Genomic DNA, 24,837 nt, shown 5'->3' with positions numbered 1-24,837 from the left:
CAATGGTGGCAGATGCCACCAATTAGAGCCTCGCTGGGTCGACCCGGGAGTTGCCATGCGATTGTTCCCCTTCGGCGGACACCGCCGAACCGCTGCCGCCGATGCTGTGGTGACCGGCGCGGGCAGCGGAATCGGACGTGCGTTCGCCGTCGAACTTGGTCGTCGAGGCGGGCGCGTCGTGTGCTCCGATATCGACCCCGACCGTGCGGCCGAAACCGCTGAACTGGTGGAGGCGGCGGGCGCCGAGGCGATCGGTACCCGTTGCGATGTCACCGTGATCGACGAGGTCGAACAGCTGGCGGCCACCGCGCAGGATTGGTTCGGCGGCCCGCCCACCGTTGTCGTCAACAACGCGGGCATCGGCGCGGGCGGACCGGTGGTCGGCGAGTTCGCCCTCGACGACTGGCACCGCACGCTCGGGGTGAATCTCTGGGGCGTGATCCACGGCTGCCATGTCTTCGCGCCGATCCTGCGTGCGGCTGGGCACGGGTCGCTGGTGAACGTCGCCTCGGCGGCCGCGTTCGGCGCGGCACCGCGGATGGCCGCCTACAACGTCAGCAAGGCGGGTGTGCTGGCGCTGTCGGAGACGATGTCGGCCGAGTTGGCCGGCACCGGCGTCGGCGTCACGGTGCTGTGCCCGACCGGCGTGAAAACCAATATCATGACCGCGGATTCGCCGATGGACGACACCGCCGAGCGGCTCGGCGGGCTGCTGCTGCGCTGGACCGGCCGCGCGCCCGCCGCCATCGCCCGCACCACGCTGGACGCGGTGGACCGCGGCGAGCTGTATGTGGTGCCGCAGCTCGAGGCCAAGGTGCTGTGGCAGGCCAAACGCTGGCTACCCGCGACCTACACCCGTTCGGCGGGCCTGCTGGAGCGGGTCGTGCGCTGATCCACACCGAAGGAGATCGAACAATGACGTTCGCCTACCCCGACATGCTCGCCACGATTCGCGCCAAGCAGTGGGCGCTGGCCGATATCGACTGGGACGCACCGGGCGCCGACACCATCACCGACGAGCAACGCCCGCGATTGGCCACCTTCATGGCCGACCTGGTGTGGATCGAACACGTCGGCGCGCGCGGCTTCGCCGCCCTGACCCGCCAGGCGCCACCCGGCCCACTGCGGGAGATCTACCGGTACTTCCACGCCGAGGAACAAAAGCACGCCAACGCGGAACTGGCGCTGATGCGCCGCTGGGGCATGCTCCCCGACGGCGAGGCGATGCCGTTGCCCAACAAGAACATTCGCCTCGTCATCAGCTGGCTCGACCGCTACGCCGACCAGCTGACCCTGCCCGTGCTCGGCACCGTCATCCCGTCACTGGAGACCGCCCTCGACGGCGCGCTGGTGAAGTTCCTGCTCGACGAGGTCGACGACCCGGTGTGCCACGAGGTGTTCCGGCACATCAACAGCGACGAATCCCGTCACCTCGCAGTAGGTTTCCAGGTTCTCGAACAACTCGGCGCGGGACCGCTGCGCCGAACCGTCATCGAGACAGCCGGTTTCGCGGTGCGCCCCTCGTTCGTGCTCGGCGCGTTGCTGTACGCGCCACTGCTGTCACGGATGTCGACCAACATCATGGCGCTGGGCCTCGACGAGGAGAAGCTGTGGCTGGCGGTGCGCCGGTTCGAGAACGTGGGGCAGCGCAGCCCGGCCATCCGCAAGCTCCCGCTCTACCACGTGGTGAAGATGCACGGGAAGGCCACGATTCACCGTCGTCAGCCGTTCCAGTTACTGGCCGATGTGTCCAACGCCTGCATCGATCGGTTCCCGATCCGGGTGCTCGGCCGCAGGCCGTCCTGGTCCGACGAGCTCACCTACGAACCGGTGGCGAAATGACGACGCTGCGTTTCGCCGACACCTTCACCGGTTCCCAGGTGCACCGCACAGCCTTCGCGCCCCGGCACGAGTTCACCGGTCAGCGGGTCGCGATCATCGGTAGCGGGGCGGCCGCCGCGCGCCTGCTGCCCGGTATCGCCGCCGAGGCCGCACGGGTGACGGTGTTCCAGACCGAGGCGGTGTGGGTGCTCCCGCGCGTTCCGCTGCCTGCCGCGGCGATGCCGCAAAGACTCCTGCGACTCATCGCCGGTGTCAATCTGCGTGTCCAGGTGCGTGATTCGTGGTTGCGCCACCGCCTGACACCGGACGACACCGCGGGCGTCGCGGTGCACAACAGCTACTACCGCACCCTGCGGCAACCGCACTGCACCCTGGTGACCTGGCCGATCGCACGGTTGGTGCCGCTGGGCGTGCGCACCGTCGACGGCATCGAGCATCAGGTGGACAGCATCGTCTACGCCGAGGACGCGGGTTGTGTCGTGCGCACCGTCGCCCGGCCCCGCCGCCTGCATCCGTCGGCCGCACTCGTGAAGGAGATCGCATGAGCACCAAGGGAATCGACCACGAGATCGTCATCGTGGGCGCCGGCTTCTCCGGCATCGGCGTGGCGATCGAGTTGCGCAAGGCCGGGTTCGACGACTTCGTGATCATCGACGAGGCCGACGGCGTGGGCGGCACCTGGCACTGGAACACCTATCCCGGTGTCGCCGTGGATATCCCGTCGTTCAGCTACCAGTTCTCCTTCGAACAGCGCACCGATTGGTCACGGGTCTACGCGCCCGGTCGCGAACTCAAGGCCTATGCCGAATCGTGCGTGGACAAGTACGAACTCCGCCCGCACATCCGCTTCGGTACCACCGTGGTCGGCGCGGATTTCGACGAGCGGGCCGACCGCTGGGTGCTGCACACCACCGACGGCGACGATCTGACCGCACGGTTCGTGATCAGCGCGACCGGTGTGCTCACCCGCCCCAAACTGCCCGATATCCCCGGCATCGAAGGCTTCGCGGGCGCGACCATGCACACCTCGCGCTGGGATCATCGCCAGGACCTGCGGGGCAAGCGGGTGGCGATCATCGGCACCGGCGCCTCGGCGGTCCAGGTGATCCCGGAGATCGCCTCGCAGGTGCAACATCTGACGGTGTTCCAGCGCACGCCGATCTGGTGCCTGCCGCGCCCGGACCTGCCGCTGCCGCTCGCCGCCCGGCTGGCGCTGAAGGTCCCCGGCGGACGGACCGTGACCCGCCTGGTGAGTCAGACCTACGTGGAGGTCACCTTCCCGCTCGCCGCCCACTATCACCGCTCGCTGCCCACCGCCGCCATCGGCGAACGCGCGGGCCTGGCCCACCTGCGGCGTCAAGTGAAAGACCCCGTCGTCCGGGACGCGCTGACCCCGCGATACGCCCTCGGGTGCAAACGGCCGAGCTTCTCCAACGACTATCTGTCGACCTTCAACCGAGCGAACGTGACCCTGGAAACCGCGGCGATCAACGAGATCACCGCCACCGGCGTGCGCACCGCCACGGGTGCCGAACATCGCGCCGACGTGCTGATCCTCGCCACCGGCTTCAAGGTCATGGAATCGGGCAATATGCCGACCTATGACCTGCACGGCGTCGGTGGCCGCGATCTGGAGACCTGGTGGGACGAGAACCGGCTGCAAGCCTACGAGGGTGTGAGCGTCCCCGGCTTCCCGAACTTCTTCTCCATCATCGGCCCCTACGGCTACAACGGGGCCTCCTATTTCACCCTGATCGAGAACCAGACCCGCCACATTTTGCGCTGCCTGCACCACGCCAGGGCCAACGACGCGGACCGCATCGAGGTCACCGAGGAAGCCAACGACCGCTACTTCCGTGAGATGCTCGCCCGCCGCGGCGGCCAGGTGTTCTGGGACGAAAGCTGCGTCACCGCCAACAGTTACTATTTCGACAAACACGGCGACGTCCCCCTACGGCCCACCTCCACCATCGAATCTGCTTGGCGCAGTAGTCATTTCCCACTCACCGACTATGTCTTCTCCTGATCGCATCGGCCGGCTCGGGCGGCGCGCAGTTCGGCCTCATCCGGCCGGCGATCGCAGCAGCGCCGCATCGATCTCGTCGAGGTAGGTGCGAACCGGGCCTACGCTGAGAAGTCCACTCTGCGCTGTTGTTTCGGCCGCCGCGGGGGCCAGCTGGGTCCGGGCTCGGCGCATGGTCTCGCGATCGCCGACGGCGGTGGCCGCGTGTGCCACGATGGCCCACAGTGCTTCGAACAGCAGGTCGCGCGGCGGGGATGTCATGGTGCGCAAGGCCTCTCGCGCACCGTCGAGCTCGCCCCGCGTGACGAGGAGGATGGGTTCGACCCAGGTTTTATAGGGACCCCAGTCCGTCTCGGGGTCGATTGTGGCGATCCTGCCGGTCTCGCGCCGCCGCAGAGCCAGGCTGAGCTGCGCCAGTGGCAACAGGCCACGGTCGAGTCCCGGCATGCCTGCTCCGGTGAGTGAGGCGGCCGCCGTTGCGTACGCGGCTTCCGCAACCGCGAGGTCTGTTGTCGCACTGGTCCGTAAGGCGCGGTACCAGGTGGTGAACACCTCCACCAGCGGCAATTCATAACGCCGCGCGAGCGCGTCCGCGGCATCGGCGTGTCGGTCGGCGCCCGTGTAATCCGCTGAGGCGCATCGTGTTTGGATGAGGATGAGGTGGCCGAGAACCTCGTAGGTCGCGAGTTTGCTGGTGGCCGCCACCGCGATGATCTCGGTGCCGACCGCGTCGCGCCGGTGCGCCAGTCCCGCTCGCTGGAAGCTCTGCATGAACACACCGTTGAGTGCGAAGGCCAGCAGGGCGGGGTCGTGCAGACGCCGGGCGATCTCCTCGGCCTGGCGGGCGGCACGCAGCGGGCGCAGTCCCGCCTCGGTCGGATCGTCCACCGGCAGAGCGCCGCGCGATTCGACAGCGATGGTCGCCAGCAGCCTGGCTCGATCGGCATCATCGTGGGCGGGCAGGCGCAGGAGTGTCTTCTCGGCGATACCCACGAGGCGTCGATCCTGCGCCGGGTCGTCGGAGCGGGTCCAGATCGCGGGGACGTCGTAGATGCCGATCACCCGCGCGGTCAGCTCGGCGTCACCGAGGTCGTCGGCGGCGACCACCGCCGAAATTCGGTGGGCGCGTGCGGCCGCCAGGCCGCCGCCACCCGTGACCGCGAGATCGCGCATCAGGCCCGCGGTCGATTCCAGCCGCGTCCTCGTACGCGGTGGGACCGCGCTGTCGTAGGCGGCACGCGCCTGTTCCCACACCCGTACCGTGGGGTCGGTCGCGACCGGGTCGAGGTAGTCGGCCTGGCGGAGCAGGTCGTGTTCGAGGCGGCGCAACGCCGGTCCGGGGTCGATGCCCAGATCCTCGGCCAGCATCCGCCGCGCCCTGGCGAGGACCGCGAGCGCGTCGGCCTGGCGGCCCGAACGGTAGAGGGCCGTGGCCAGCAGCCCCCACGCGTCTTCACGCCAGGGATGTTCGGCGACGTGCGCGTCGAGGTCGGGAACCGCGGCGGCGGCGGCACCCAGTGCCAATTGCGCCGCCCCACGACGCTCGACGGCCAGCAACCGCTGCTCGGTGAGCCGCGACCGTTCGGCCTGCGCCCATCCGGCGTCGGCGAAGTCGGTATAGGCAGGCCCTTGCCACCAGCTCAGTGCGGCGGTGAGCAGCGAGAACGACGCTTCCGGCGGCAGGGTTGCCGCCGAACGCACCGCATCGTCGAATCGCCACGCGTCGACATCCGCCGGTTCGGGTCGCAGTGCGTAACCGAGCCCCTCGGTGACGAGCAGTCGTGGCGGGGTGCGGGGCGGACGATCCGGTTCCAGTGCTCGCCGCAATCCGGCGACGAAGGTACGGACCGCACCCACCGCGTTCGGGGGCGGCTCGTCCCACAGATCCTCGACCAGGCGACCGACCGGAACGACCCGCCGGTGCGCGAGGATCAGCCGTGCCAGCACCTCGCGGTAGCGCGGACCGCGCAGCGCGACCGGCGCACCGCGGTCGTCGTGCGCGATGACCGGTCCGAGCACCTGAAACCGCATCAGGCCAATGTAGTGCGCGTTCATCGGCTGCTCATCACGACACCGCACGCTCGAACTCGATCCGCGCAGACCCCGCGGAACACCCTTCGAACGAAGCGAGAGCCCACGCGATGACCCGCACCATTCCCGGTTTCGACTACCACCGCGTCCCGGTCGCCGACGATGTCGCCCTCAACGTCGCCGTCGCCGGTGCGGGAACCCCGATCGTGCTGCTGCACGGCTTCCCACAGACCCACCTGATGTGGCGTCACGTCGCCGCCGACCTGGCGGCCGACCACACAGTGATAGTCCCCGACCTGCGCGGCTACGGCGACAGCGACAAACCCGCAGCAGCCGCCACCGGCACCTACTCCAAGCGGAGTATGGCCGCCGACATCGTCGCCGCCGCCGCTGTCTTCGGTCACGACCGCTTCGCGCTCGCCGGTCACGACCGCGGCGCCTTGGTGGCCTTCCGCGCCGGGCTCGACCACCCCGACGCGGTCACCCATCTCGCCTGCTTGGACGTGCTGCCCACACTCGACATGTGGGACGTGCTGCACGGCTCGACCGCCGCCGTCGGATTCCACCTGTACCTGATGGCGCAGCCGCCCGGACTGCCAGAACAGATGATCGCCGCCGGCGCCGACGCGTTCTTCGCCTACTTCCTCGACCAGTGGGCGAAGACTCCGGACGCGATCCCCGCGCCCGTGCGCGCCGCGTACCTCGACGCCTGTCGCGACGCTGTCCCCTCGATCGTGGCCGACTATCGTGCCTCGGCAACCATCGATATCGACCACGACCGCGCCGACCGCGCGGCAGGCGCCAGACTGTCCATGCCCGTCACGGTCATGCAGCAGGACTGGGGTGCCGCGCTCGGATACGAAGCGGCGGCACTGTGGTCGAGCTGGGCGCCCGACCTCGACCACCGCACCGTCGACGCGGGTCACTTCATGGCCGAGGAGGACCCCCGGACCGTCACCGCCGCCCTGCGCGAGCTTCTCCGGCGCTGAGGTCGGCGCGGCACCGCTCAGTACGAGACGGTGAAGCGCAGGCCGACGAAAGTGTTGTCTTCCAGCGCGTCGACGATCGCGCTCGCGTAATCGCCCACGTTGATCCGGCTTTCACCAGCGGCGTCCACGATCGGGGTGTCGCGAGCCTCGGCCCGATAGACGCCGGTCGCCTCGCCGGGGACCAGGTGCACCGGCGGCGGGCTGACGTAGGACCACCGGACCGGGGAGTCGGCGGCACGCAGAATTTCCAGCGCCTCGCTCTGGTCACGGGCCGTCTCCAGGTACTGGGCGGGGAACTCGGCAGAATCGAGGAAACGCTGTCCCGGTGCGTATTCGAGGCTGCCGCCACCGCCGAGGAACACCAGGCGGTCGACCCCGGCGAGGGGCAGGGCAGCCAGGAGGGTCTCGGCGCCACGCGGCACCAGTCGGTCATCGCCCTTGACCGCCGCGACGACGGCGTCGTGTCCCGCGACGGCATTCTTGACCGAGGCCGCGTCGGTGACATCCACCGTGTCCCGGCCGAGCGCGGTGACCTGCATACCGCGAGCGGTCGCCGCGCGGACAACCGCACCGCCGAGATTGCCCGTGGCGCCGATGACAGCGATCCTCATCGGCTGGCGCCGGCGCAGACCGTCCACGAAATCACTGATGAGCGGGGCGATTTCGGGAAGGTTCTCCTCGAGCGCGAAATGGCCGGTCTCGAAGAGGTGGATGGTGGCGTCGGGGAGATCGCGGAGGTAGGCGTTGGCGCCCGCCTCGGGGAAGAAGGCGTCATTGCGACCCCACAGCACCAGCGTCGGCGGCCGGTGCTCGCGCAACCACTGCTGCCACACCGGGTAGAGCGCCACATTGGTGTGGTAGTCGAGGGCCAGGTGTACCTGCGCGTCCTTGCGGCCGGGGAGGTCGAGAAAATGCTGGTCCAGGGTCCAGCCGTCGGGTGCGACGAGTTCGAGATCGGTGGTGCCGCCCTCGTATTGGCCGCGGGTGACGGGCAGTTCGAGGATCTGGCGAACGTTGTCCTGCGCGCCCGGCTGTCCCGGCTTGTTCGCGGTCATCGCGCGTGCCATGTCGGACAGGCCTTCGTCGTAGGTGTTCGCGTTCTGCACGATCAGACCCGCGATCCGCGCGGGGCGGCGGGTGGCCAGGCGCAGGCCGACCGGTCCGCCGAAATCGAAGGCGTACAGCACGAATCGGTCCAGGCCGATCGCGTCGACGAAGCCTTCGACGATGTCGGCCAGCCGTTCGAAGGAGTAGACGAAACCGTCGGGGACCTCGGTGTGCCCGAAACCGGGATAGTCGGGGGCGATCAGCCGGAATCGGCCACCGAGGGCGTCCATGAGCCGTCGGAACTGGTGCGAGGCCGACGGAAAGCCGTGCAGGAGAAGCAGTGTCGGTGCGTTCGCGGGTCCGGTCTCTCGATAGAAGACCCGCACCCCGTCGACCTCGACGACCCTGTGCCTGATATGTGGGACGGTCACTACCGCCATGTCGAAACCGGCCTCTCTGAACATATTTCGTAGACGGATCCATGATCAACTGTTCGCCGGGCGTGATCAACGCCGAACTGGCCGGGCGTGGCATCCAGGGCACCGTGCGGGACGGCGTGTGGCCTCGGCTATCGCGGCAGAAGTTGGAGGATGCCCCGGGTGGCCCGGCGAAACGGTTCGCTCGACTGTGCGCCGCGAGCAAGGACATAGGCGCCCTGTCGGACAGCGAGAATCGTGGCGGCGAGGTCGTCGACATCCAGGTTCGGGTCGAGTTCCCCGTTTCGTCTGCCCTCGGCGAGGACTTGCCGGATCTGATCCTGGATCCAGTCGAACGTCGTGGCTATCGGCTCTCGTAGCGAATCGTCGTCCACCACTGCCGCGTCTTGGACGAGCCGCCCGAGTCGGCAACCGCGCAGCACATTTTCGTCGAGGGTCAAGAATGCCGAGACTTTCTCGCGGGTGGTGGACCCGCTGTCCAGCCGGGCGGTGATCTGGTGTTTCAGCTCGTCGCTCATCTGCAGCTCGGCAGCGACGGCCAGGGCCGCCTTGCTGCGAAAATGGTGGTACATGCTGCCTTGTCCGGCACCGGCGAGCTCTTGGACCGCTCGCGGACTCGTGCCCGAGTAGCCGCGTTCCCACAGCAGGGTGTGCATGCTCTCGATCAATCGCTCGGACGCGGTCATCGCCCAACTGTACCTATTAGTAGGTACAGTGGCGATTTGTACTCATAGGTACAGGATTGACGAAAGGCGGCGCGATGGGGGCAGCGGGTTCGGAACGGGCGTCTGTGACAGCGGACGAGTCCGCGCAGTCGGGCAGGAGTCGCGAGCGGTCGCCGAACACAACCGCCGCCCTGGCCGCACTCTGCCTGGGGTTCTTCATGATTCTGCTGGACGGCAGCGCGCTGAATATCGCGTTGCCGTCGATTCGGGCCGAGACAGGCGGGTCGATGGTGGCCGTGCAGTGGTTGGTGAACGTCTACACAATTCCGCTGGCCGCGCTGCTGCTCAGCGCGGGAACGCTGGCTGATCGGCTCGGCGCGCGCCGGGTGTTCGCCTGGGCGCTGGGCGGATTCACCGTCGCGTCGCTGATCTGCGCTGTGAGTGCGACCTTGCCGGTGCTCCTCGTCGCGCGGTGCGTTCAAGGGATCTTCGCCGCCGGAGTCCTGCCCACCACGCTGGCGATCATCGCCCGGATGTATCCGGACGCGACGCAGCGCGCACGCGCGATCACCGTGTGGGGCGCGACCGGCGGTGTCGCACTGGTTGCCGGGCCGATCGGTGGCGGACTGCTCACCGAGGTACTGGGCTGGCGATCCATCTTCTTGCTCAACGTGCCGATCGGAGCGACGGCGCTGTGGCTGACCTGGCGGCACATCGCCGAAACCGCACGCCGTGACGACGGATCCTTCGACTGGACAGGCCAACTCCTGGCGATCGCGGGTCTGGGGGCACTCGTCGGCGGTCTGATCGAAGGGGGTGAACGTGGCTGGTCGTCGCCGTTGACGCTGGTACTTCTTGCCGCGTCCGTGCTCTTCCTGGTGGGGTTCGTCGGAGCCGAATCGCGGGTTCCGTCGCCGGTCCTGCCGTTGACGATGTTGCGCAGCGCACCCTTCTCCGCTTCGATCGCGAACGGGTTCGCTTTCCAATTCGGCGCCTACGGCCTGCAATTCATGCTCGCGGTGTTCCTGCAGACACAGTGGGGCTACGACGCCCGCACCACTGGATTGTTCTTCCTGCCGTTCGCTGTTCTGTGGACGTTCGCGACCCTGGTACTCAACCGCCGGTGGGCGGACCGTGGGATGAGGTGGTTGCTGATCACGGGGTCCCTCACCGCTGGGGTCGGGGCTGTCATGTGTTCGGCGGTGGGAGAGCCGGACAGGTGGCCCGCCGTGCTGTTCGGCTCCGCGGTCGTCGGATTCGGCTGCGGACTGTTCGGGCCCAGCTGCAACGGTGCGGCGATGGCCTCCGCGGAGCCGCGCTGTGCCGGTCTCGCATCTGGAGTCCTCAACACCTCGCGTCAGGTCGGAATGGCGATCGGGATCGCACTGTTGGGTGGGTGCCTGGCTGCTCCGGATCCGATCATCGGTGCGCGCATCGGGATCATTCTGACAGCCGTGTGTTTCGTCGCGATCGCCGTGCTGAGCGTGCGCTACGTGCCGCGTCGCAGCGCGGCGCAGTGATCCGACGCGGACCGGGCCAGCGTGATACCGACCGCGCAATCGGGTCAGGTTCCGGAGGCGCGGTGTTCGGCGCGGTGGGTGAGTGCGTCGACGATGCGTTGCCAGGCGGGGGTGGACTCCGCGATGCGGGAAGCGACCAGTTCGGTGGAGCGGGTGGGGCCGCGGGTGTGGGCGATTTCCCAGGCGTCGAGGTCGTCGATGAGGCGGTCGAGGCGTGGGTCGTGGGGGTGCCAGTCGACCGATTCATCGACCGCGCGGTACAGGCGGATGGTTTCCGGGTCGTCGAATTCGGCGTTCTTCTCCCGGACCCGGTGCGGGATCGCGTCGGCGTCCAACGCGTGCAACAAGATCCAGGCGTCACGCTCGAGGCGTATCCGTTGGTCGCTGATGCCGAGACCGCGCATCCGGTTCAGCAGGGCGACCACCTCGCCGGGGAGGAAAAGGCTTTCGCCGCTTGCCAGTTCGGCGATTCGGTGGCGGTACTCGGCGAGCTGATCGATCTTGCGCCCGAGCGCGGTGTCGATCTCGCTGATGGCCGTGGCGAATTCGGCCGGTTGGGCGTGGAGCAGCGCGTCGATCCGGGACAGCGGAACGCCCGCGTCGGCGAGGGTTCTGATCCGGATGAGATCGACCGCCGCCTGCGCGGGGTAGCGGCGATAGCCGGAGGCGTCGCGCTCGGGCTCGGGCAACAGGCCGACCTGGTGGTAGTGGCGTACGGTGCGCACGGTCACGCCGGCGGTCGCCGCGAGTTGGCCGATGGTGAGCACCGCGCCGATCCTAGCGGCGACGAACCTGGTCGATGACATCGCGGATCGCCTCGACCACGGCATCGGGGCGATCGAAGCAGAGCCGGTGGTGCACGGTGTCGGAGAGAATGCGCTGTTGCCCCTGGGAAACCCCGCGCACCATCGCCGCGTCCATTCGCCGCCTGCCGTCGTGGATCTCGGCCAGCGCCTCGGGCGGCTGGTGCGGGTCCGGGCCCAGCACACTGAGCGCCACCAGCGGAATATCGGGAATGTTGGGCCCGGCGTGCAATTCGGCGGCCAGTTCCGGCAACCCATTGCGCTCGGCGAAGCCCGCCCGGATCCACTCGTCGCTCGCCTTCGCCTCCGTCAATGCTCGCCGCACCGGTTCCGGGTAGTCCGCGAGCAGCCCGGCGGCCATTTCGCGAAGGGTTGTACGCAGGCGTTCGAGCTGCTCGGCATCGGGTGCAGGCGTCGCGGCCGCGGCCAGTCCCATCGCCGGTGGCATGAACTGGTCCCAGTCTCGGTGCAAGCCGTCCATCCAGACCAGTCCGGCCACGTGTTGCGGGTACAGCTGCGCGAACCGGTGCGCGTAGAGGCATCCGAGTGAGTGGGCAGCGAGAACATAAGGACCAGAGAGTTCGTCGAGAGTGCCCAGCAGCTGGTGCAATTCTGTGGCGACCGCGGTGGCGGTGCGGGGCAGGGGCAGGGGATCGCTGTAGCCGGTGCCGCCGCGGTCGTACACCACGGCGCTGGTGAACTGCGAAACCTGCTGCTGCACACCGAAATAGTCGAGGCCGACCGCACTCGCGCCGGGCAGGAAGACCACCGCCGGTCCACCACTGCCCGACCGATGGACGAAAAGGCGATTGCCGTCGATCTCGGTGAACCCGCCGACCGGCGGTGCGGGCTTCGTCGAGGAGATGTCGTTGTTCGTCATGCGACAAGGGTGCAACCCTGACGCTGCGTCAAGGTCAACCTCTGCGTCGGCTACAGCGCGAGCGGCGGCGCGGCGGCAGTGAGTGTGGTCGGCGGGCGGTAGGTACGCCACGCTTGCGCGAGGCGATCGACTGCGGTGGTGAGGGTCTCCAGCGGATGCAGGAAGTGGATCCGCAGATAACGGTCGCTGCCGCCGGTCGGATCGAGCCCGCCGCCGGCCAGGATCGAAATACGGTGTCGCAGTGCGGCTTGTGCGAAGGAGGCGCCATCACCGTGCGGTAGCCGGATCCAGAGCGTCTGTCCGCCCCGGACCCGCGCCACTTCCCATTCGGGAATCCGGCGCGCGAGCTCGGCACACAGGTGGTCGTGGCGGCGCTCGCGTTCGGCGGCCTGGGTGCGCAGCATGCCGTCGCGGCGGGGGAGTAGCTCGGCCGCGGCCAGCTGGGCAGGAAGATTGCCGCCGAGATCGTGCACCGCGCGCAGTCTGGCGAGCTTGGCCACGACGGGGGTCGCCGCGCGTATCCAGCCGATACGTAGTCCGCCCCAGACGCTCTTGCTCAGCGAACCGACGGTGATCACGGTGTCGGCGAACACGGCAAGGGGCGGCGGAGTCTCCTGGCCCGGGAAACCGAGTTCGGCGAGCACCTCGTCATCGATCAGCGGAATCCCTTCTGCTGCTGATTTTTCCGCGAGACCGCGGCGCACGAGCGTGGAAAGCACCGACCCTGTCGGGTTCTGAAAGGTGGGGATCACGTAGGCGAGTGCGGGCCGACGGTCTCGGATCGCGCCCGCGAAACCGTGCAGTCCGGGCGGCAGTCCGGAGACGACCGCTGCCTCCGCGCGAAAGGCTTCCAACGCCCCCGGGTAGGTCGGGGCTTCCACGAGGACGTGATCGCCGGGCCGAAGGTAAGCCCGGGCGAGCAACGACAGCGCTTGTTGCCCGCCGGCGGTGACGAGGATCTGCCCGGCCTCGGTCGGCAGCCCGCGCCCCCGGTAGTACTCGGCGACGGCCTCCCGAAGCGTCGGATGGCCCGACGGGTAGTAGCCGATGTCGTCGGTCGTCGCGGCCAACGCGGGCAGCATCGCCGCGTAGGACTCGGCCAGCTCGACCGGCGGCCGGTCCGGTGCCGCGCAGGCCAGCGAGATCACGTCGGATCGCGGCTCGAGCAGGTCGAGAAACATCGGCTCACTCGTGGTCGCCGGCGGGTCGATCCGTGGGGTCCCCGCGACCCGGGTGCCGCTGCCCTGCCGCCGCACGATCCGGCCTTCGTCCTGCAGCAGGTCGTAGGCCGCTACCACGGTGCTCCGCCCGACCGACAAGGCGACGGCGAGTGTCCGATCCGGCGGCAGCAGCACCCCCGGCGCCAGTTCGCCGTCCTCGATCAGCGCGCGCAACCCCGCCGCGAGCAGGGCATACAGCGGCCCACGCCCCGCCGACCAGCGGCCGAGCCGATCTGTCACGTCAATTGGTTCCATAGGCAGACCAATTATGCTCGATTGGCGCTGGATCGTCGCCCCGCGCGGCCCGACGATGATCACCATGACAGCCTCGAGCACCACCGGTTCCGTCTCGATCCCCGCGGCCATCGCAGCCCTGCCCGGCCCGTTCCAGCAGCACGAGCTGGCAACGGTCAACGACACCGTCGTCCGCGTCGCCCGGCTGGCGGGTGAGTTTCCCTGGCACCACCACGACGAAGACGAACTCTTCCTCTGCTGGGACGGCACGTTCCGCGTCGAACTGGCAGACCGCGCACCCGTGATCCTGCGACCCGGCGAATTGTTCGTGGTGCCCAAGGGAATTCGGCACCGGCCGGTCGCCGACGAAGTCGCGCACGTACTCTTGATCGAGCGCCCGGAGACCGCGCAGTACGGCAACTGAACGCCGTGCGCACGTCACACCCGCGAGGTCACCGTCCCGGCTTCGACGGGCACCGTGCGAAGGAGTTCGGCCACCTCGGTGGGTGTGGCGGAGGGAAAGAGCTGCCGCACACCGATCATCGCCAGGAGCCGATCCTGATCGGCACCGACGCCCATCCGCGACACCACATCGTGGGCGGCACGGTTGGCCTCGGCGATCTCGTCGGCTTTGCTCAAGCGGGTGAGGTTCTCGCCCACGATCTTGTCGAGGTCGGTGGAACGCTTGTAGAACAGCGCGGTGATCCCGACCGGCACCGCGCCCATGATCGAGGTCGCGGCGGCGGCGTCGCGATTGCCGAACGCCACCATCGACGCCGCGGCGAGAACCACCACCACGCCGCAGCAACCGCTGATCATGTACGCCCAGAAGAACGCCGTGCTCTGCGCCATCGCGCTGCGTACCTGGCGAAGGTATTCCTCTGTTCGACGACGCGGCGTCCCGGTGTCGCCGGTGGCCGGATCCGCCGGTTCCGAGACGACCGGGGCAGCGGTGTCGCCGGTCATGGTGACTTCGATGGCCCGCTTGCTGACGCGGCGACTGAATGTCGCGGAGAACCACGCAGACACCGCGGCGATCATCGTGGGGATCAGACCACCCACCCCGATCAAGGCCAAGACTTCGTCCACCGTATTCCCCCGAATCGAGCGCCGACACCCCTGTAACGTTCACGCGCACTCTACCCCGCGCCGGTTGTCCACTCGCACAAGGTGATCGGTGTTCATCGTTCGGCTGTCGGTTTGGTTGCCGGGTCGAAGAGGAACGAGATCCGCTCCATCCTGGGCTGACGCTGGGTGTTGTGGAAGGCCGCGATGCGCCACTGGTCGTCGGGTTCGCGCACCAGGGTGTAGGTCTGGGTCTTGGACAGTTCGGCGGGCTTGTCGTCGTCGTAGCGGTCGCCGCGGCTGGTGACGATGGCGACGTCGGCGCCGTAGAAGCGGGCATCGAGGAAGGAGTCCGCGAGCTTGGAGCCTTTCAGGAAGCCGTTGAACAGTGCGCGATGCGCCTCGGTCAGATCCGCGCGGCCCTGGTAGTGGGTGCCGATAAACGTTGTGTAGGTAGCATTTTCGGTGAACGTGGCGCCGAAGGCATCGGCGTCGTTGCGGTCCCAGGCGGCGGTCATCGCGCTGAGCGTGGCGCACACCGCACGCAGATCGGATTCGGTGCCGCCGTCGGGGACGAGGCTCGCGCACTCGGTGACGCCGATGTTGCGCACCTCGGAGGTGTAGCCCAGCCACAGGTAGCCGGCGGCGCCGGCAAGGCCGAGCACGAGGGTGGTGGCACCGAGCGCTCGCCCGATGGTGCGCCGTCGGGATTTGGTGGGGCGGATGGTGGCGATGGTGGTCATGGGGGCGCCTCTCGATTAACTCTGCCTGAAAGAAGTATCTGCGTATAGGAAGAGAATATGGGCACGATTGATCGCTTGTCAACGGCGAGTGGTGAACATATGAACAAGAAGTCTTGTTAGAAACAAGTCACCGTGCTGTAATCAGCGTCACCTAGACAGAGGAGACGCCATGCAGCGCAGCACGGCAGCCACCGTTCGCCCGGGGTGGGGACGCAGGCTCGGAACGAGGTGGGCGGCGGTGCCCTTGGCGGCGGTGTGCCTGGCGATATCGAGCGTCGGCACCGCCGCCGGTGACCCGTATCCGAGTTTCCCGCCGGATCAGAACCAGCTCCCACAGCTGCCCGCCGAACCCCAGCTCTACGACATGCTGCCGATCCCGGTGCCCGCCGAGGATCCCTGGTACGACGACCCGGCGGACCTCGATTCCTATGCGCCCGGACAGATCATCCGTTCCCGAACGGTGCAGACACGCCTGCTCGGCCTACCCTTCCCGGTGCATACCGAACAGCTGCTGTTCCGGAGCAACGACGTGCACGACAACCCGATCGCGACCGCGACCTCGGTGATCGTCCCCGGTATCCCGTGGTCGGGCAGTCCGCGGCCGGTGGTGTCCTTCCAGGAAGCCATCGACGCGACCGATTCGTCGTGCAACCCGTCCTACACATTGCAGACAGGCACGATGAAAGAGGCTGCGCTGGCGGTGTATTGGCTCGCGCAGGGGTTCGCGATCAATGTCGCCGACTTCGACGGCAAGTTCAACACCTTCAACACCTACGACGAAGGCAAAATGGTGCTCGACAGCCTGCGTGCCATGAAGAACTCGGCATTGGGCCTGACGGACTCCGGGATCGCGCTCTACGGGTACTCCGGCGGCGGCTCCGGTTCGATCCGGGCGGCTGAACTCCGCGAGAGCTACGCCCCCGATGTGCGGTTGCTCGGCACCGCGGTGGGTGGATTCCCCGCCGATCTGCGAGCCCAGGCCCAGTACGCGATCGCCCAGCGGCCGGGCCTTACCGGCGCCGGTAATTTCACGATGTGGCTCGGGTTCGCCGCGTTGTCGCGGGAATTTCCCGATCAGTTCGACGCGAAGGAATTGCTGACCCCGGAAGGGCAGGCGATCGTGGCGGATATGCGCAGTCGTTGCGTTTACACGATCGCCGCTGCCGGCGCGTACCGGCCGATCAGTGCCTATTTCCAGCCGGGGAAGTCACTCGAAACGGCACCGGGGGTGATGGAGGTTCTCGCGGACCAGAGTCTGGGACACCATATTCCGGACAGCCCGATCTTCTGGTGGCACGGAATCTGGGACGAACTGATCCCGACGTCGGCGGTACTACCGACGGTGCACGACTACTGGAACCGGGGCGCGGATCTGCGGTTCTACACGATGCCGCTGCCGGAACACATCGTCAATGCCGTCGCGGGCTGGCCGCCCGCGGTCGCCTGGACCAGTGCGGTGCTGCGCGGTCTCCCGCCGGGCGAGCGATTCAAAGCCGATATCCCGCTGCCCAACTGAAACGAAAACAGCACGGCGCGCGGAGGGAATGCGCGCCGTGCTGTCGACGAACCGAAACTTTACGCCGAGGCCTGCTCATAGGCCGAGATGACGTCCGCCGAGATCCTGCCGCGGCTGGACACCGTGTGTCCGTTCTGCGAAGCCCACGCCCGGATCTCGGTGAGATCGTTGCGACGGGTGGATTCTGCCGCCGGTGCCGCGCCGAGACGACGTGCGGCGCCTGCCTTCGCGCGGCCGGTGCGACGCGCGTACGGAACCCACTGTTCGAACACCTCACGCAACTGTGCCGCGTTGGCATCCGACAGGTCGATTTCGTAGGCCGCCCCATCGATTCCGAATGTGACAGTCGCATCGGCAGCGGACGTGCCATCGAAATCATCGACAAGTGTGACAACGACTTTGCGCGCCATGGGAGTCCTGTTCGTTCGGGTGCCGAGAATTACCGTCGTTGATCTTAGTTGACGACGACGCGGGTTATTCGCTCGGCATCAGTGGCGATCAGCTCGCCCGGCGTTGCGGCTCACCGCGGTAGCGGGTGTAGCCGCCGTCGACTTTCAGTAGCTTCCACAGCTGTCGGGTCACCGGGTTCATCATGCCGAGTTCGTCGACCAGCGTTCGGATGTCGCCGAAGAATCCGCTGAGGATCTGACGGGAGGTGGGGCTGCGCCAGAACGCGTCGTCGAATACCTCGTCGGGGATGTCGAACTTGGTGGCGAAGGATTTCGACGGCTTGACCAGTTCGTCGGCCAGCCAGCGCATCGCGATCGGGAACGCCACCGCGCAGACCGCGGTGCGCACCGGGCCCATGCGGGCGATGTGGGTGCGCAGGAACTCGTTGGCGAACGAGATGTGGCGCGCCTCCTCGGCGATATGGATCTGCATGATCCGCAGGAGGGCGGGCTGGGTCTCTTTGTCGGAGCGGATCAGCGCCTTCTGATAGTGATCGATCGGCTCCTCACCGCCGAGGATGCCGATGAACAGAATGGCCCAGAAGTAGCCGCCCGCGACACCGATGAACGGTGACATCACCCGGAACATCGGCCGCATGCCCGGCACATCGTCGCCGATGCGATTGACCAGCTCCTGGAACATCTGGATGTGGTTGCACTCCTCGGTCATCTCGTGGAGGCAGTACCGGAATTCGGGAGAGCCGTTGGGCAAGGTCATGGCGTACTGCATCATCCCGCGGATCAGGATGGATTCGAATGCCAGCCCGACCTTGGCCGCGTTGGCTTGTCGCCACCGCCCTATCTCGATCCGGCGCTCCAGCGGCAGGTTCTGATACCAGCTCGTGGCGCCGAGCGGGTCGAGCTCGCCGGAGAGCTCCCAGCGAGGATCGTCGCGATCGATCGCGAGCTCCGGTGCGTCCCAGTCGATGTCGAGGTAGGGGTCGAACCGGCGATGGACCGACCCTTCCGACAGTGTGTGCAGGGTTTCGGCGTACTCGGCAGCCGCGGTTTTCGAGAACGTCATTGTTTCTCTCCGTTGTCACCTGGACAGCCATCGAGCGGCTGATCCTCAATGTAAATGTAACGCACTGTCGCAGGTAATTCTAGGGGGAGTCAGTCGGCGCGCGGGATGCGTCCGTCGACGTCGGTGAATCCGTAGTCCTCGGCGAGGTCGGCGACTTTCCATGACTTCCCGGAGCGAGTCGACCGGCCCGGGTCGGCGGCCAGTGCCACCACGGCGCGCCCGGGGAACCGCGGGGTCTCGGCGGCATCGAGATCGAAGGAGCCCTCGCCGGGCAGGGTTACCCGGCGGTGACCGTGTTCGTCGGCCGGGACCAGTTGCAGCAGTTCGGTATCCACGATTCCCGGCCAGATCGAGACGGCGGTCGCACCGGTGCCGTTCAGGTCGTGGGCGAGGTCGGCGGTGAGGCGATCCAGCGCGGTCTTGCCGACGCCGTAGACGGCATTGTGCATGTACCGCCGCGCGCCGGGGGAGGAGACATTGACGATGAGCCCGGCCGACTCGATCAGCAGTGGCGCGGCGAAAACGCTGGCCACGTAGTGCGATCGCACGCCGATTTCGAAGGTCTCGTCCCAAGCCTTGGGCGGCACGTCCCAGAACTTGCGGCCCAGCCAGCGGGCGGCGGCGGGGGAGTTGTAGACGTTGTTGACCAGCACGTCGAGACGGCCCTGTTCCTCGCGGACCCGGGCGAAGAGCTTTTCGACCGCATCGTCGTCGCGGTGATCGCAGACCGCCGCGACACCGTGCCCGCCGAACTCGGTGACCATCGCGGCGGTCTCCTGCACGGTGCCGGGCAGTCTGCCCGGCTCGGTGGTGCGCCCGGTGACGTACACGGTCGCGCCGGCCGCGCCCAGTTCGAGGGCGATGCCTTTGCCGATGCCACGACTTGCCCCGGTGACGACCGCGACGCGCCCGGCCAGAATCTTGGGTGTTCCGCTCATGACCTCCGGACACTACCGTCAAATCAGAACACGTTCTAGAAATTGGAGGCGGTAGTGGAACAGAGATTCCTCGACACGGGCGGAATCCGGATGCATGTCACCGAGCAGGGGCAGGGCTACCCGGTCGTGTTCTGTCACGGCTTTCCACACACCGGGTTCATCTGGCACCGGCAGATCGAAGCCGTGGCGGAGGCGGGATACCGGGCCATCGCGCCCGACCTGCGCGGGTACGGCCGAACCGAGGCGCCCGCTGATGTCGCCGCCTATACCAATGCGGCCGTGATCGGCGACCTGCTGGCGCTCCTCGACGACATCGGCGCCGAGAAGGCCGTGTTCGTCGGCCTCGATTTCGGTGCCCAGCTGGTGTGGGAACTGTCGCTCCGCGCTCCCGAGCGGGTCGAAGCCGTTGTGGTGCTGAACAATCCGTACTCGCCGCGCCCGCCGCGCCCGCCGTCGGCGTTCTGGACCAAGGCCGCCCAGCGTCACTTCCTGCACCTGTCCTATTTCCAGCAACCCGGCGTCGCCGATGTCGAACTCGCCGCACGGCCGCGGGAATTCCTGTCCCGCGTCTACTTCTCCCTCTCCGGCGACTACCACTATCTCGACACCTGGAAGAACCCGCCGGGTCTGGGTTACCTGGATGTGCTGCCCCAGGCGCCCGCGCTGCCGTGGGCCTGGCTCACCGAGGACGAATTCGACACCCTCGCCACCGAATTCGAACGGACCGGTTTCACCGGAGGCTTGAACTGGTACCGCAACCTGGATCGCAACTGGGAGCTCTCCGAGCCTTTCGCCGACGCCCGGATCGAGGTCCCGACGTACTTCCTCTACGGCGAGAACGATCCCGATATGGAGGGCTTCAGCGGTCGTGACCCCCTCGCCACGCTGCGTGCCAATGTCACCGACCTTCGCGCGGTCGTGGAACTTCCGGGGGCGGGCCACCTCGTCCACCTCGAGCGAACCGACGCGGTCAACGACTTCCTGATCGCCGCGCTACGGGAGGTCGGCGTCGATCAGCGCGCGCGGTCGTAGGTCAGGAAATCTCGCGGTGAGCCTGCTCGCGTAGTCGTTCGGTGGAAAACCGCGAAGTGGCGGTACTTTTGATGGGAGGCAGATCAGGCGAACCACGGGAAAGGACGCGGCCTCTTGGAGATTGCGCTCGGAGCCGATGAACGGACGGCGAGCTAGTGTTCGCGCGCTGGGGCGATCTGGTCCATCGATTCCGGTTCGCGGTACTCGGCGTCGTCGTGGCCGCATTGCTGGCGCTCGGCGGGTACGGCCTGGGATTGCACGATGAGCTGAGCTCGGGCGGCATGGACGATCCCGGCTCGGAATCCGCGCTGGCAGGGCGCTTGGCGGACAGTGCCTTCGGTCGCAACCATGACCTCGATGTGGTGGTGCTCTACACCGCGCCGCCCGGCCGGACCGTCGACGATCCCGAGTTCAGCCGCAAGATCGTCGACAACCTCAACAGCCTGCCTCGTGCGTATCCCGGCGCGATCTCCGGCGTCAACGGGGCCTACTGGCCGACGGAAACGGGCCGGGCGAGTGGCTCGCTGTTCGCGACCCCTGACCGCACCCGTGCGGTCGCCGCCGTGGCCATCGTCGGCGACAACGACACCGAGATGCTGCGCAACACCAGAAAGGTGAAGGACGCCTTCACGATTCCCGGTGTCGATGTGCAGGTGGGCGGCCTGCAGCCGGTGGCGGGAACACTCAACGACACCCTGTCCGACGACATTCGGCGGATGGAAGTCCTCGCCTTCCCGGTGGTCGCCCTGCTGCTGTTCTTCATCTTCGGCGGTGTGGTCGCGGCTGCGCTGCCGTTGATCGTGGGTGGGTTGACGATGGCGGGTGCGAGCGGGATCGTGCGCACCTTCACCTACGTCACCGAGGTGAACTCTTTCGTCGCGCCGGTGGTTTCGATGATCGGCGCCGGATTGGCCATCGACTACGGGCTGTTCATCGTGAGTCGCTTCCGTGAGGAACTCGCCGAAGGCTACGACACCGCGTCGGCGGTGCGGCGCACGATGACGACGGCGGGGCGCACCGTGGTGTACTCCGCGACGATGATCATCGCCAGCGCGGGCGGCATGCTGTTGTTCCCGCAGGGGTTCCTGAAATCCATCGCCTACGGCGCCATCGCGACCGTGTCGCTGGCGGCGCTCACCGCGATCACCTTGCTGCCCGCGATGCTCGCGATCCTCGGTGCGCGCGTGGATCTGTGGGGCAGCAGACGGCTCCGGCGAACGAAGTCCGCGCACGAGGTGGAGAACGGTTTCTGGGGTCGAAGCACCCAGTGGGTGATGCGGCATCCGGTGAAGGTCGCGGGTGTGCTGTGCGTGGTGTTGGTGCTGCTGATTCTGCCCGCCCGCAACCTCGCCTTCGGTGGCTTCAGCGAACGATATCTACCGCCGGACAACAGCACACGCGTCGCGCAGGAGCAGATCGACTCGACCTTCCCCGGCCGCCGATCGGATCCGATCGACCTGATCTTCGTCTCCGACGACAGCGTCGCGATCGGTGCGGCCCTGAAACTGGCCAACCGGGCACCCGGGCTGGCGGCGAAGTTCGAACTGCCGTCGCGCTCGCCGGTGCAGTCCGATGTCTACCGCACCACAACGACGCTCACAGACTCCGATGCGGCCGGTGACACCATCGAGTACCTGCGCGGCATCGAACTTCCCGACGGGGTCCAGATGCTCGTCGGCGGTGTCCCCACCATCCAGAAGGACAGCATCGACGCGCTGCTCGAGCGCATCCCATGGATGATCGCCCTCGTCCTGCTCGTCACCACCTTGCTGATGTTCCTGACCTTCGGTTCGCTGGTCCTGCCGATCAAGGCCGCCCTCATGAGCGCGCTCGGCCTCGGCTCGACGCTGGGCATCCTCACCGTGATCTTCATCGACGGTCACGGCGCGAGTCTGCTGAACTTCACCCCGCAACCCATCCAGGCCAACATGCTGGTGATGATCATCGCCATCATCTACGGCCTGTCCACCGACTACGAGGTCTTCCTGCTCTCGCGGATGGTCGAAGCGCGGGCCGCGGGTGCCTCCACGACGGAGGCTGTTCGCATCGGCACCGCCCACACCGGCCGCATCATCACCGCCGCCGCCCTGATCCTGCTCGTCGTCACCGGCGCCTTCGCCTTCTCCGACCTCGTCCTCATGCAATACGTCGCTTACGGCATGATCGCCGCGCTCATCATCGACGCCACCGTGCTGCGCATGCTCCTGGTCCCCGCGACGATGAAACTGCTCGGCGACGACTGCTGGTGGGCTCCCACCTGGATGAAGGCCGTCCACGCCAGATTCGGACTGGGCGAATCACCGTCCTCGGCAACGACAGCGGCAGATTGTCGGACCTCTGACATACGGTGACCGAAGATCTGTCACGCCGTGTGTTCGGTTGCCATGAACGGAGTACTGATGAGCCGCCATATTCAGATCACCTTCGACGCGCACGATCCGGCCGCGCTGTCGACCTTCTGGCGGGATGCGCTGGGATACGTGCATCCGGGGCCGCCGGGCGTCGAGGTGCCCGCCGGGGTGGACCCGCTCGTGGTGTGGGATCAGTTCCTCGCGCGGATCGGGGTTCCGGCGCAGGAGCGGAACTCGAAATCGGCGATCGAGGATCCAGAGGGTCACGGTCCGCGGGTGTTCTTCCAGCGGGTACCCGAGGGCAAGGTCGCGAAGAACCGGGTTCACCTCGATGTGCGGGCGGCGCCCGGGTTGCAGGGGGACGAGCGAATGGCGGCGTTGGAGATCGAGTGCGCGCGACTGGTCGCGCTGGGTGCGCAGCGGGGCGAGCGCTTCGAGCCCGAGCCGCCGATGAGTGCCGGGTGGATCGTGATGACCGACCCCGAAGGCAACGAGTTCTGCCTCGATTAAATTTGACAGTCTTGTCAGAGTTAGAGGCGGGCGGCTAACTTCGACCTCATGAAACACGCTCCGATACGCGCACTGGCCCTGCTCACCACCGGTCTTCTCGCCGGTGCGTTCGGCTACGGTGCCGCGAATCTGGTCCCGACTTTTCATCGGGTCCCGCTGCAGATGCGCCTGGAATTCCACACCGAGCTCATGCAGAACAACAGCATCAGCATGCAACTCACCATGGCCGCCGCCGCGCTGAGCTGCCTCGTCCTGGCCGTCGTGCAGACGGGCAGGGACCGGGCGCTCGCCGCGGCGGCCGCGCTGCTCGTCGTCGGATCGTTCCTCATCACCCGGCTCGGCAACGTGCCGATCAACCACAAGATCAACGCCTGGGCTGTCGACGGCGCGCCCGCCGACTACGCCGACATCCTCGCGCGGTGGGATCTGTTCCACTTCCTGCGGACCGGGACAGCACTGGTCGCGTTCGCGCTGATCATCGCCCTGGTGGTGTGGCGTGCCGAGGACCAGAAGCGAGAGTTTCGCCGTGCGGACGAGGGGGTCGGGGCTACCGTGGGTTGACCACGACGGCGTGGTCACGTGGCTGCCACCGGAAGGAAGCCCGGGGATGCGGTATTTCGACTTTCGCGGAACTTCGATCGCCTATGACGAGGCGGGTGCGGGGCCCCCGATCGTCTTCCTGCACAACCTCGGCGGCGATCGTCACATCTGGCGTGCGCAATTCGACGCCCTGCGGCAGACGCATCGGGTCTTCGCGATCGACCTCATCGGCTACGGCGATTCCGACGCTCCCGACAACGGATACACCGTCGAGAACTATCTGGCCATGGTCACCGCGTTCTTCGAGGAGCAGGATCTGCGCGATGTGACGCTGGTCGGCCACTGTTTCGGCAGTGCGCTGTCGCTGCTCTACACACAGCGCAATCCCGACCGGGTGCGGTCACTGGTGCTGAGCAGCCCGCTGACCCCGGCCACTCTGCGGCCGACCCGCACCGCGTGGGCGGCGCGACTGGGTCGGCGCGTGCACATCGACGCACTGCTTGCCCGTGTGCGCATTCCCGGCCCGCTGGCGGGACTGATCGTGGCAGAACAGCTGGGCTCGGAGAAAGCGCCGCACGCGGCGGACATCGTCGCGCACCTACGCGAGAGCTGGACCGAACCCCGCCGGCTGATGGTCACCGCCGCGATCTCCCGGGAGATCCCGCGGCTCGGCGAACTGGACGAGTTCGTGCCGCCCCCCGGCTTTCCGCCCATCACCACGGTCTGGGGCAGCCGCAATCGAGTGCTGTGCGCTCGCGCCGGCGCCACGCTGAACCGCACGTTGGCGCCGTCTCGGGCGATCGTCGTGGAGGGTGCGGGGCACCTGGTGATGGTCGAGGCGCCCGATCAGGTCACCGCCGCGGTGCGCACCGCGACGACGGGCGCCCGCGTCGTCGATTCCTAGGACGAACGAACCACCGCCGGGCGTGAATCCCGCTCCGCCGCGACATGCGGCGGAGCGGGCGCTGTTGCTCGGTG

Annotated in this window: 24 protein-coding genes; 13 read left to right on the top strand and 11 right to left on the bottom strand. The window is 67.5% G+C overall.

Features of this window, described 5'->3' with window-relative positions:
* Positions 1-55: 55 nt before the first annotated feature.
* Genes ACFVVI_RS33320 through ACFVVI_RS33305 form a run of 4 tightly spaced genes read left to right on the top strand, consistent with a single transcriptional unit; the run spans position 56 to position 3,868 of the window.
* Entirely contained in the window at positions 56-892 is an 837-nt protein-coding gene (locus tag ACFVVI_RS33320; RefSeq protein ID WP_379313059.1) for an SDR family NAD(P)-dependent oxidoreductase, read from the top strand.
* Positions 893-915: 23 nt separating this feature from the next.
* Positions 916-1,842 carry a ferritin-like domain-containing protein gene (locus tag ACFVVI_RS33315; protein WP_387448670.1) on the top strand — a complete coding sequence of 309 codons (927 nt, stop codon included), beginning with the start codon at positions 916-918 and terminating at the stop codon, positions 1,840-1,842.
* Positions 1,839-2,387 carry an NAD(P)/FAD-dependent oxidoreductase gene (locus ACFVVI_RS33310; protein ID WP_387448667.1) on the top strand — a complete coding sequence of 183 codons (549 nt, stop codon included), beginning with the start codon at positions 1,839-1,841 and terminating at the stop codon, positions 2,385-2,387. The genes ACFVVI_RS33315 and ACFVVI_RS33310 overlap by 4 nt, the downstream gene beginning before the upstream one ends.
* The gene (locus tag ACFVVI_RS33305) at positions 2,384-3,868 is read left to right on the top strand and encodes a flavin-containing monooxygenase (protein ID WP_387448664.1); all 1,485 of its coding nucleotides are present in this window, start codon (positions 2,384-2,386) and stop codon (positions 3,866-3,868) included. The genes ACFVVI_RS33310 and ACFVVI_RS33305 overlap by 4 nt, the downstream gene beginning before the upstream one ends.
* Before the next feature lie 36 nt (positions 3,869-3,904).
* Here ACFVVI_RS33305 and ACFVVI_RS33300 read toward each other — a convergent pair whose 3' ends face one another.
* Positions 3,905-5,896, bottom strand: coding sequence for a BTAD domain-containing putative transcriptional regulator (locus tag ACFVVI_RS33300; RefSeq protein ID WP_387448661.1), 1,992 nt, complete (start codon positions 5,894-5,896; stop codon positions 3,905-3,907).
* A gap of 110 nt (positions 5,897-6,006) precedes the next feature.
* On the opposite strand from ACFVVI_RS33300, the gene ACFVVI_RS33295 reads away from it, so the two are divergent.
* Positions 6,007-6,885, top strand: coding sequence for an alpha/beta fold hydrolase (locus ACFVVI_RS33295; protein ID WP_387448658.1), 879 nt, complete (start codon positions 6,007-6,009; stop codon positions 6,883-6,885).
* 17 nt (positions 6,886-6,902) lie between these two features.
* Here the strand turns inward: ACFVVI_RS33295 and ACFVVI_RS33290 are convergent, their stop codons facing one another.
* Together ACFVVI_RS33290 and ACFVVI_RS33285 are read right to left on the bottom strand one after the other, a co-directional pair.
* Positions 6,903-8,372 (bottom strand): alpha/beta fold hydrolase, encoded by a 1,470-nt coding sequence (locus ACFVVI_RS33290; protein ID WP_387448655.1) that lies wholly within the window; start codon positions 8,370-8,372, stop codon positions 6,903-6,905.
* A 128-nt stretch (positions 8,373-8,500) separates the two neighbouring features.
* A complete protein-coding gene (locus ACFVVI_RS33285) occupies positions 8,501-9,055 on the bottom strand; it encodes a TetR/AcrR family transcriptional regulator (protein ID WP_378995120.1) in 555 nt (184 codons plus the stop codon).
* A gap of 104 nt (positions 9,056-9,159) precedes the next feature.
* On the opposite strand from ACFVVI_RS33285, the gene ACFVVI_RS33280 reads away from it, so the two are divergent.
* Positions 9,160-10,554: an MFS transporter gene (locus tag ACFVVI_RS33280; RefSeq protein WP_387448651.1), complete on the top strand. Its 1,395-nt coding sequence runs from the start codon at positions 9,160-9,162 to the stop codon at positions 10,552-10,554.
* Positions 10,555-10,598: 44 nt separating this feature from the next.
* Here the strand turns inward: ACFVVI_RS33280 and ACFVVI_RS33275 are convergent, their stop codons facing one another.
* From ACFVVI_RS33275 to ACFVVI_RS33265, 3 genes are read right to left on the bottom strand one after another with little or no spacing between them, the layout of a single operon-like run.
* Positions 10,599-11,360 (bottom strand): MerR family DNA-binding transcriptional regulator, encoded by a 762-nt coding sequence (locus tag ACFVVI_RS33275; protein WP_387448648.1) that lies wholly within the window; start codon positions 11,358-11,360, stop codon positions 10,599-10,601.
* A complete protein-coding gene (locus ACFVVI_RS33270) occupies positions 11,332-12,237 on the bottom strand; it encodes an alpha/beta hydrolase (protein ID WP_387448645.1) in 906 nt (301 codons plus the stop codon). Before ACFVVI_RS33270 ends, ACFVVI_RS33275 begins: the two co-directional genes overlap by 29 nt.
* A 50-nt stretch (positions 12,238-12,287) precedes the next feature.
* Positions 12,288-13,697: a PLP-dependent aminotransferase family protein gene (locus ACFVVI_RS33265; protein WP_387448642.1), complete on the bottom strand. Its 1,410-nt coding sequence runs from the start codon at positions 13,695-13,697 to the stop codon at positions 12,288-12,290.
* 79 nt (positions 13,698-13,776) lie between these two features.
* Here ACFVVI_RS33265 and ACFVVI_RS33260 point away from each other — a divergent pair, with 79 nt between their 5' ends.
* Positions 13,777-14,115 carry a cupin domain-containing protein gene (locus tag ACFVVI_RS33260; protein WP_387448639.1) on the top strand — a complete coding sequence of 113 codons (339 nt, stop codon included), beginning with the start codon at positions 13,777-13,779 and terminating at the stop codon, positions 14,113-14,115.
* Positions 14,116-14,129: 14 nt separating this feature from the next.
* Here the strand turns inward: ACFVVI_RS33260 and ACFVVI_RS33255 are convergent, their stop codons facing one another.
* Together ACFVVI_RS33255 and ACFVVI_RS33250 are read right to left on the bottom strand one after the other, a co-directional pair.
* Positions 14,130-14,780, bottom strand: a complete 651-nt coding sequence (locus ACFVVI_RS33255; RefSeq protein ID WP_379313710.1) for a hypothetical protein — start codon at positions 14,778-14,780, stop codon at positions 14,130-14,132.
* 92 nt (positions 14,781-14,872) lie between these two features.
* Positions 14,873-15,499: an SgcJ/EcaC family oxidoreductase gene (locus ACFVVI_RS33250; protein WP_387448636.1), complete on the bottom strand. Its 627-nt coding sequence runs from the start codon at positions 15,497-15,499 to the stop codon at positions 14,873-14,875.
* Positions 15,500-15,668: 169 nt separating this feature from the next.
* On the opposite strand from ACFVVI_RS33250, the gene ACFVVI_RS33245 reads away from it, so the two are divergent.
* A complete protein-coding gene (locus ACFVVI_RS33245) occupies positions 15,669-17,015 on the top strand; it encodes a lipase family protein (RefSeq protein ID WP_387448633.1) in 1,347 nt (448 codons plus the stop codon).
* A 59-nt stretch (positions 17,016-17,074) separates the two neighbouring features.
* On the opposite strand, the gene ACFVVI_RS33240 is transcribed toward ACFVVI_RS33245, so the two are convergent.
* From ACFVVI_RS33240 to ACFVVI_RS33230, 3 genes are all read right to left on the bottom strand, one after another.
* Entirely contained in the window at positions 17,075-17,425 is a 351-nt protein-coding gene (locus ACFVVI_RS33240; RefSeq protein ID WP_378630144.1) for an Lsr2 family protein, read from the bottom strand.
* Positions 17,426-17,513: 88 nt separating this feature from the next.
* Positions 17,514-18,488, bottom strand: a complete 975-nt coding sequence (locus tag ACFVVI_RS33235; protein WP_378995102.1) for a diiron oxygenase — start codon at positions 18,486-18,488, stop codon at positions 17,514-17,516.
* Positions 18,489-18,577: 89 nt separating this feature from the next.
* Entirely contained in the window at positions 18,578-19,426 is an 849-nt protein-coding gene (locus ACFVVI_RS33230) for an SDR family NAD(P)-dependent oxidoreductase (RefSeq protein ID WP_378995100.1), read from the bottom strand.
* 90 nt (positions 19,427-19,516) lie between these two features.
* Here ACFVVI_RS33230 and ACFVVI_RS33225 point away from each other — a divergent pair, with 90 nt between their 5' ends.
* The 5 genes from ACFVVI_RS33225 (at position 19,517) to ACFVVI_RS33205 (ending at position 24,763) form a co-directional block, all read left to right on the top strand.
* A complete protein-coding gene (locus ACFVVI_RS33225) occupies positions 19,517-20,458 on the top strand; it encodes an alpha/beta fold hydrolase (protein WP_387448714.1) in 942 nt (313 codons plus the stop codon).
* 155 nt (positions 20,459-20,613) lie between these two features.
* A complete protein-coding gene (locus tag ACFVVI_RS33220; RefSeq protein WP_387448628.1) occupies positions 20,614-22,809 on the top strand; it encodes an MMPL family transporter in 2,196 nt (731 codons plus the stop codon).
* 48 nt (positions 22,810-22,857) lie between these two features.
* Positions 22,858-23,319 carry a VOC family protein gene (locus ACFVVI_RS33215; protein WP_387448625.1) on the top strand — a complete coding sequence of 154 codons (462 nt, stop codon included), beginning with the start codon at positions 22,858-22,860 and terminating at the stop codon, positions 23,317-23,319.
* Positions 23,320-23,367: 48 nt separating this feature from the next.
* Entirely contained in the window at positions 23,368-23,880 is a 513-nt protein-coding gene (locus tag ACFVVI_RS33210; RefSeq protein ID WP_387448622.1) for an anthrone oxygenase family protein, read from the top strand.
* A gap of 46 nt (positions 23,881-23,926) precedes the next feature.
* Positions 23,927-24,763: an alpha/beta fold hydrolase gene (locus ACFVVI_RS33205; protein ID WP_387448619.1), complete on the top strand. Its 837-nt coding sequence runs from the start codon at positions 23,927-23,929 to the stop codon at positions 24,761-24,763.
* Positions 24,764-24,837 lie beyond the last annotated feature (74 nt).

The sequence above is a fragment of the Nocardia sp. NPDC058114 genome (genome assembly GCF_042884695.1).
In the GTDB taxonomy this organism is placed as follows: Bacteria; Actinomycetota; Actinomycetes; order Mycobacteriales; family Mycobacteriaceae; genus Nocardia.
Note: the sequence above shows the minus strand (reverse complement) of the source record. Positions and strands in the feature narration are given on the sequence as shown.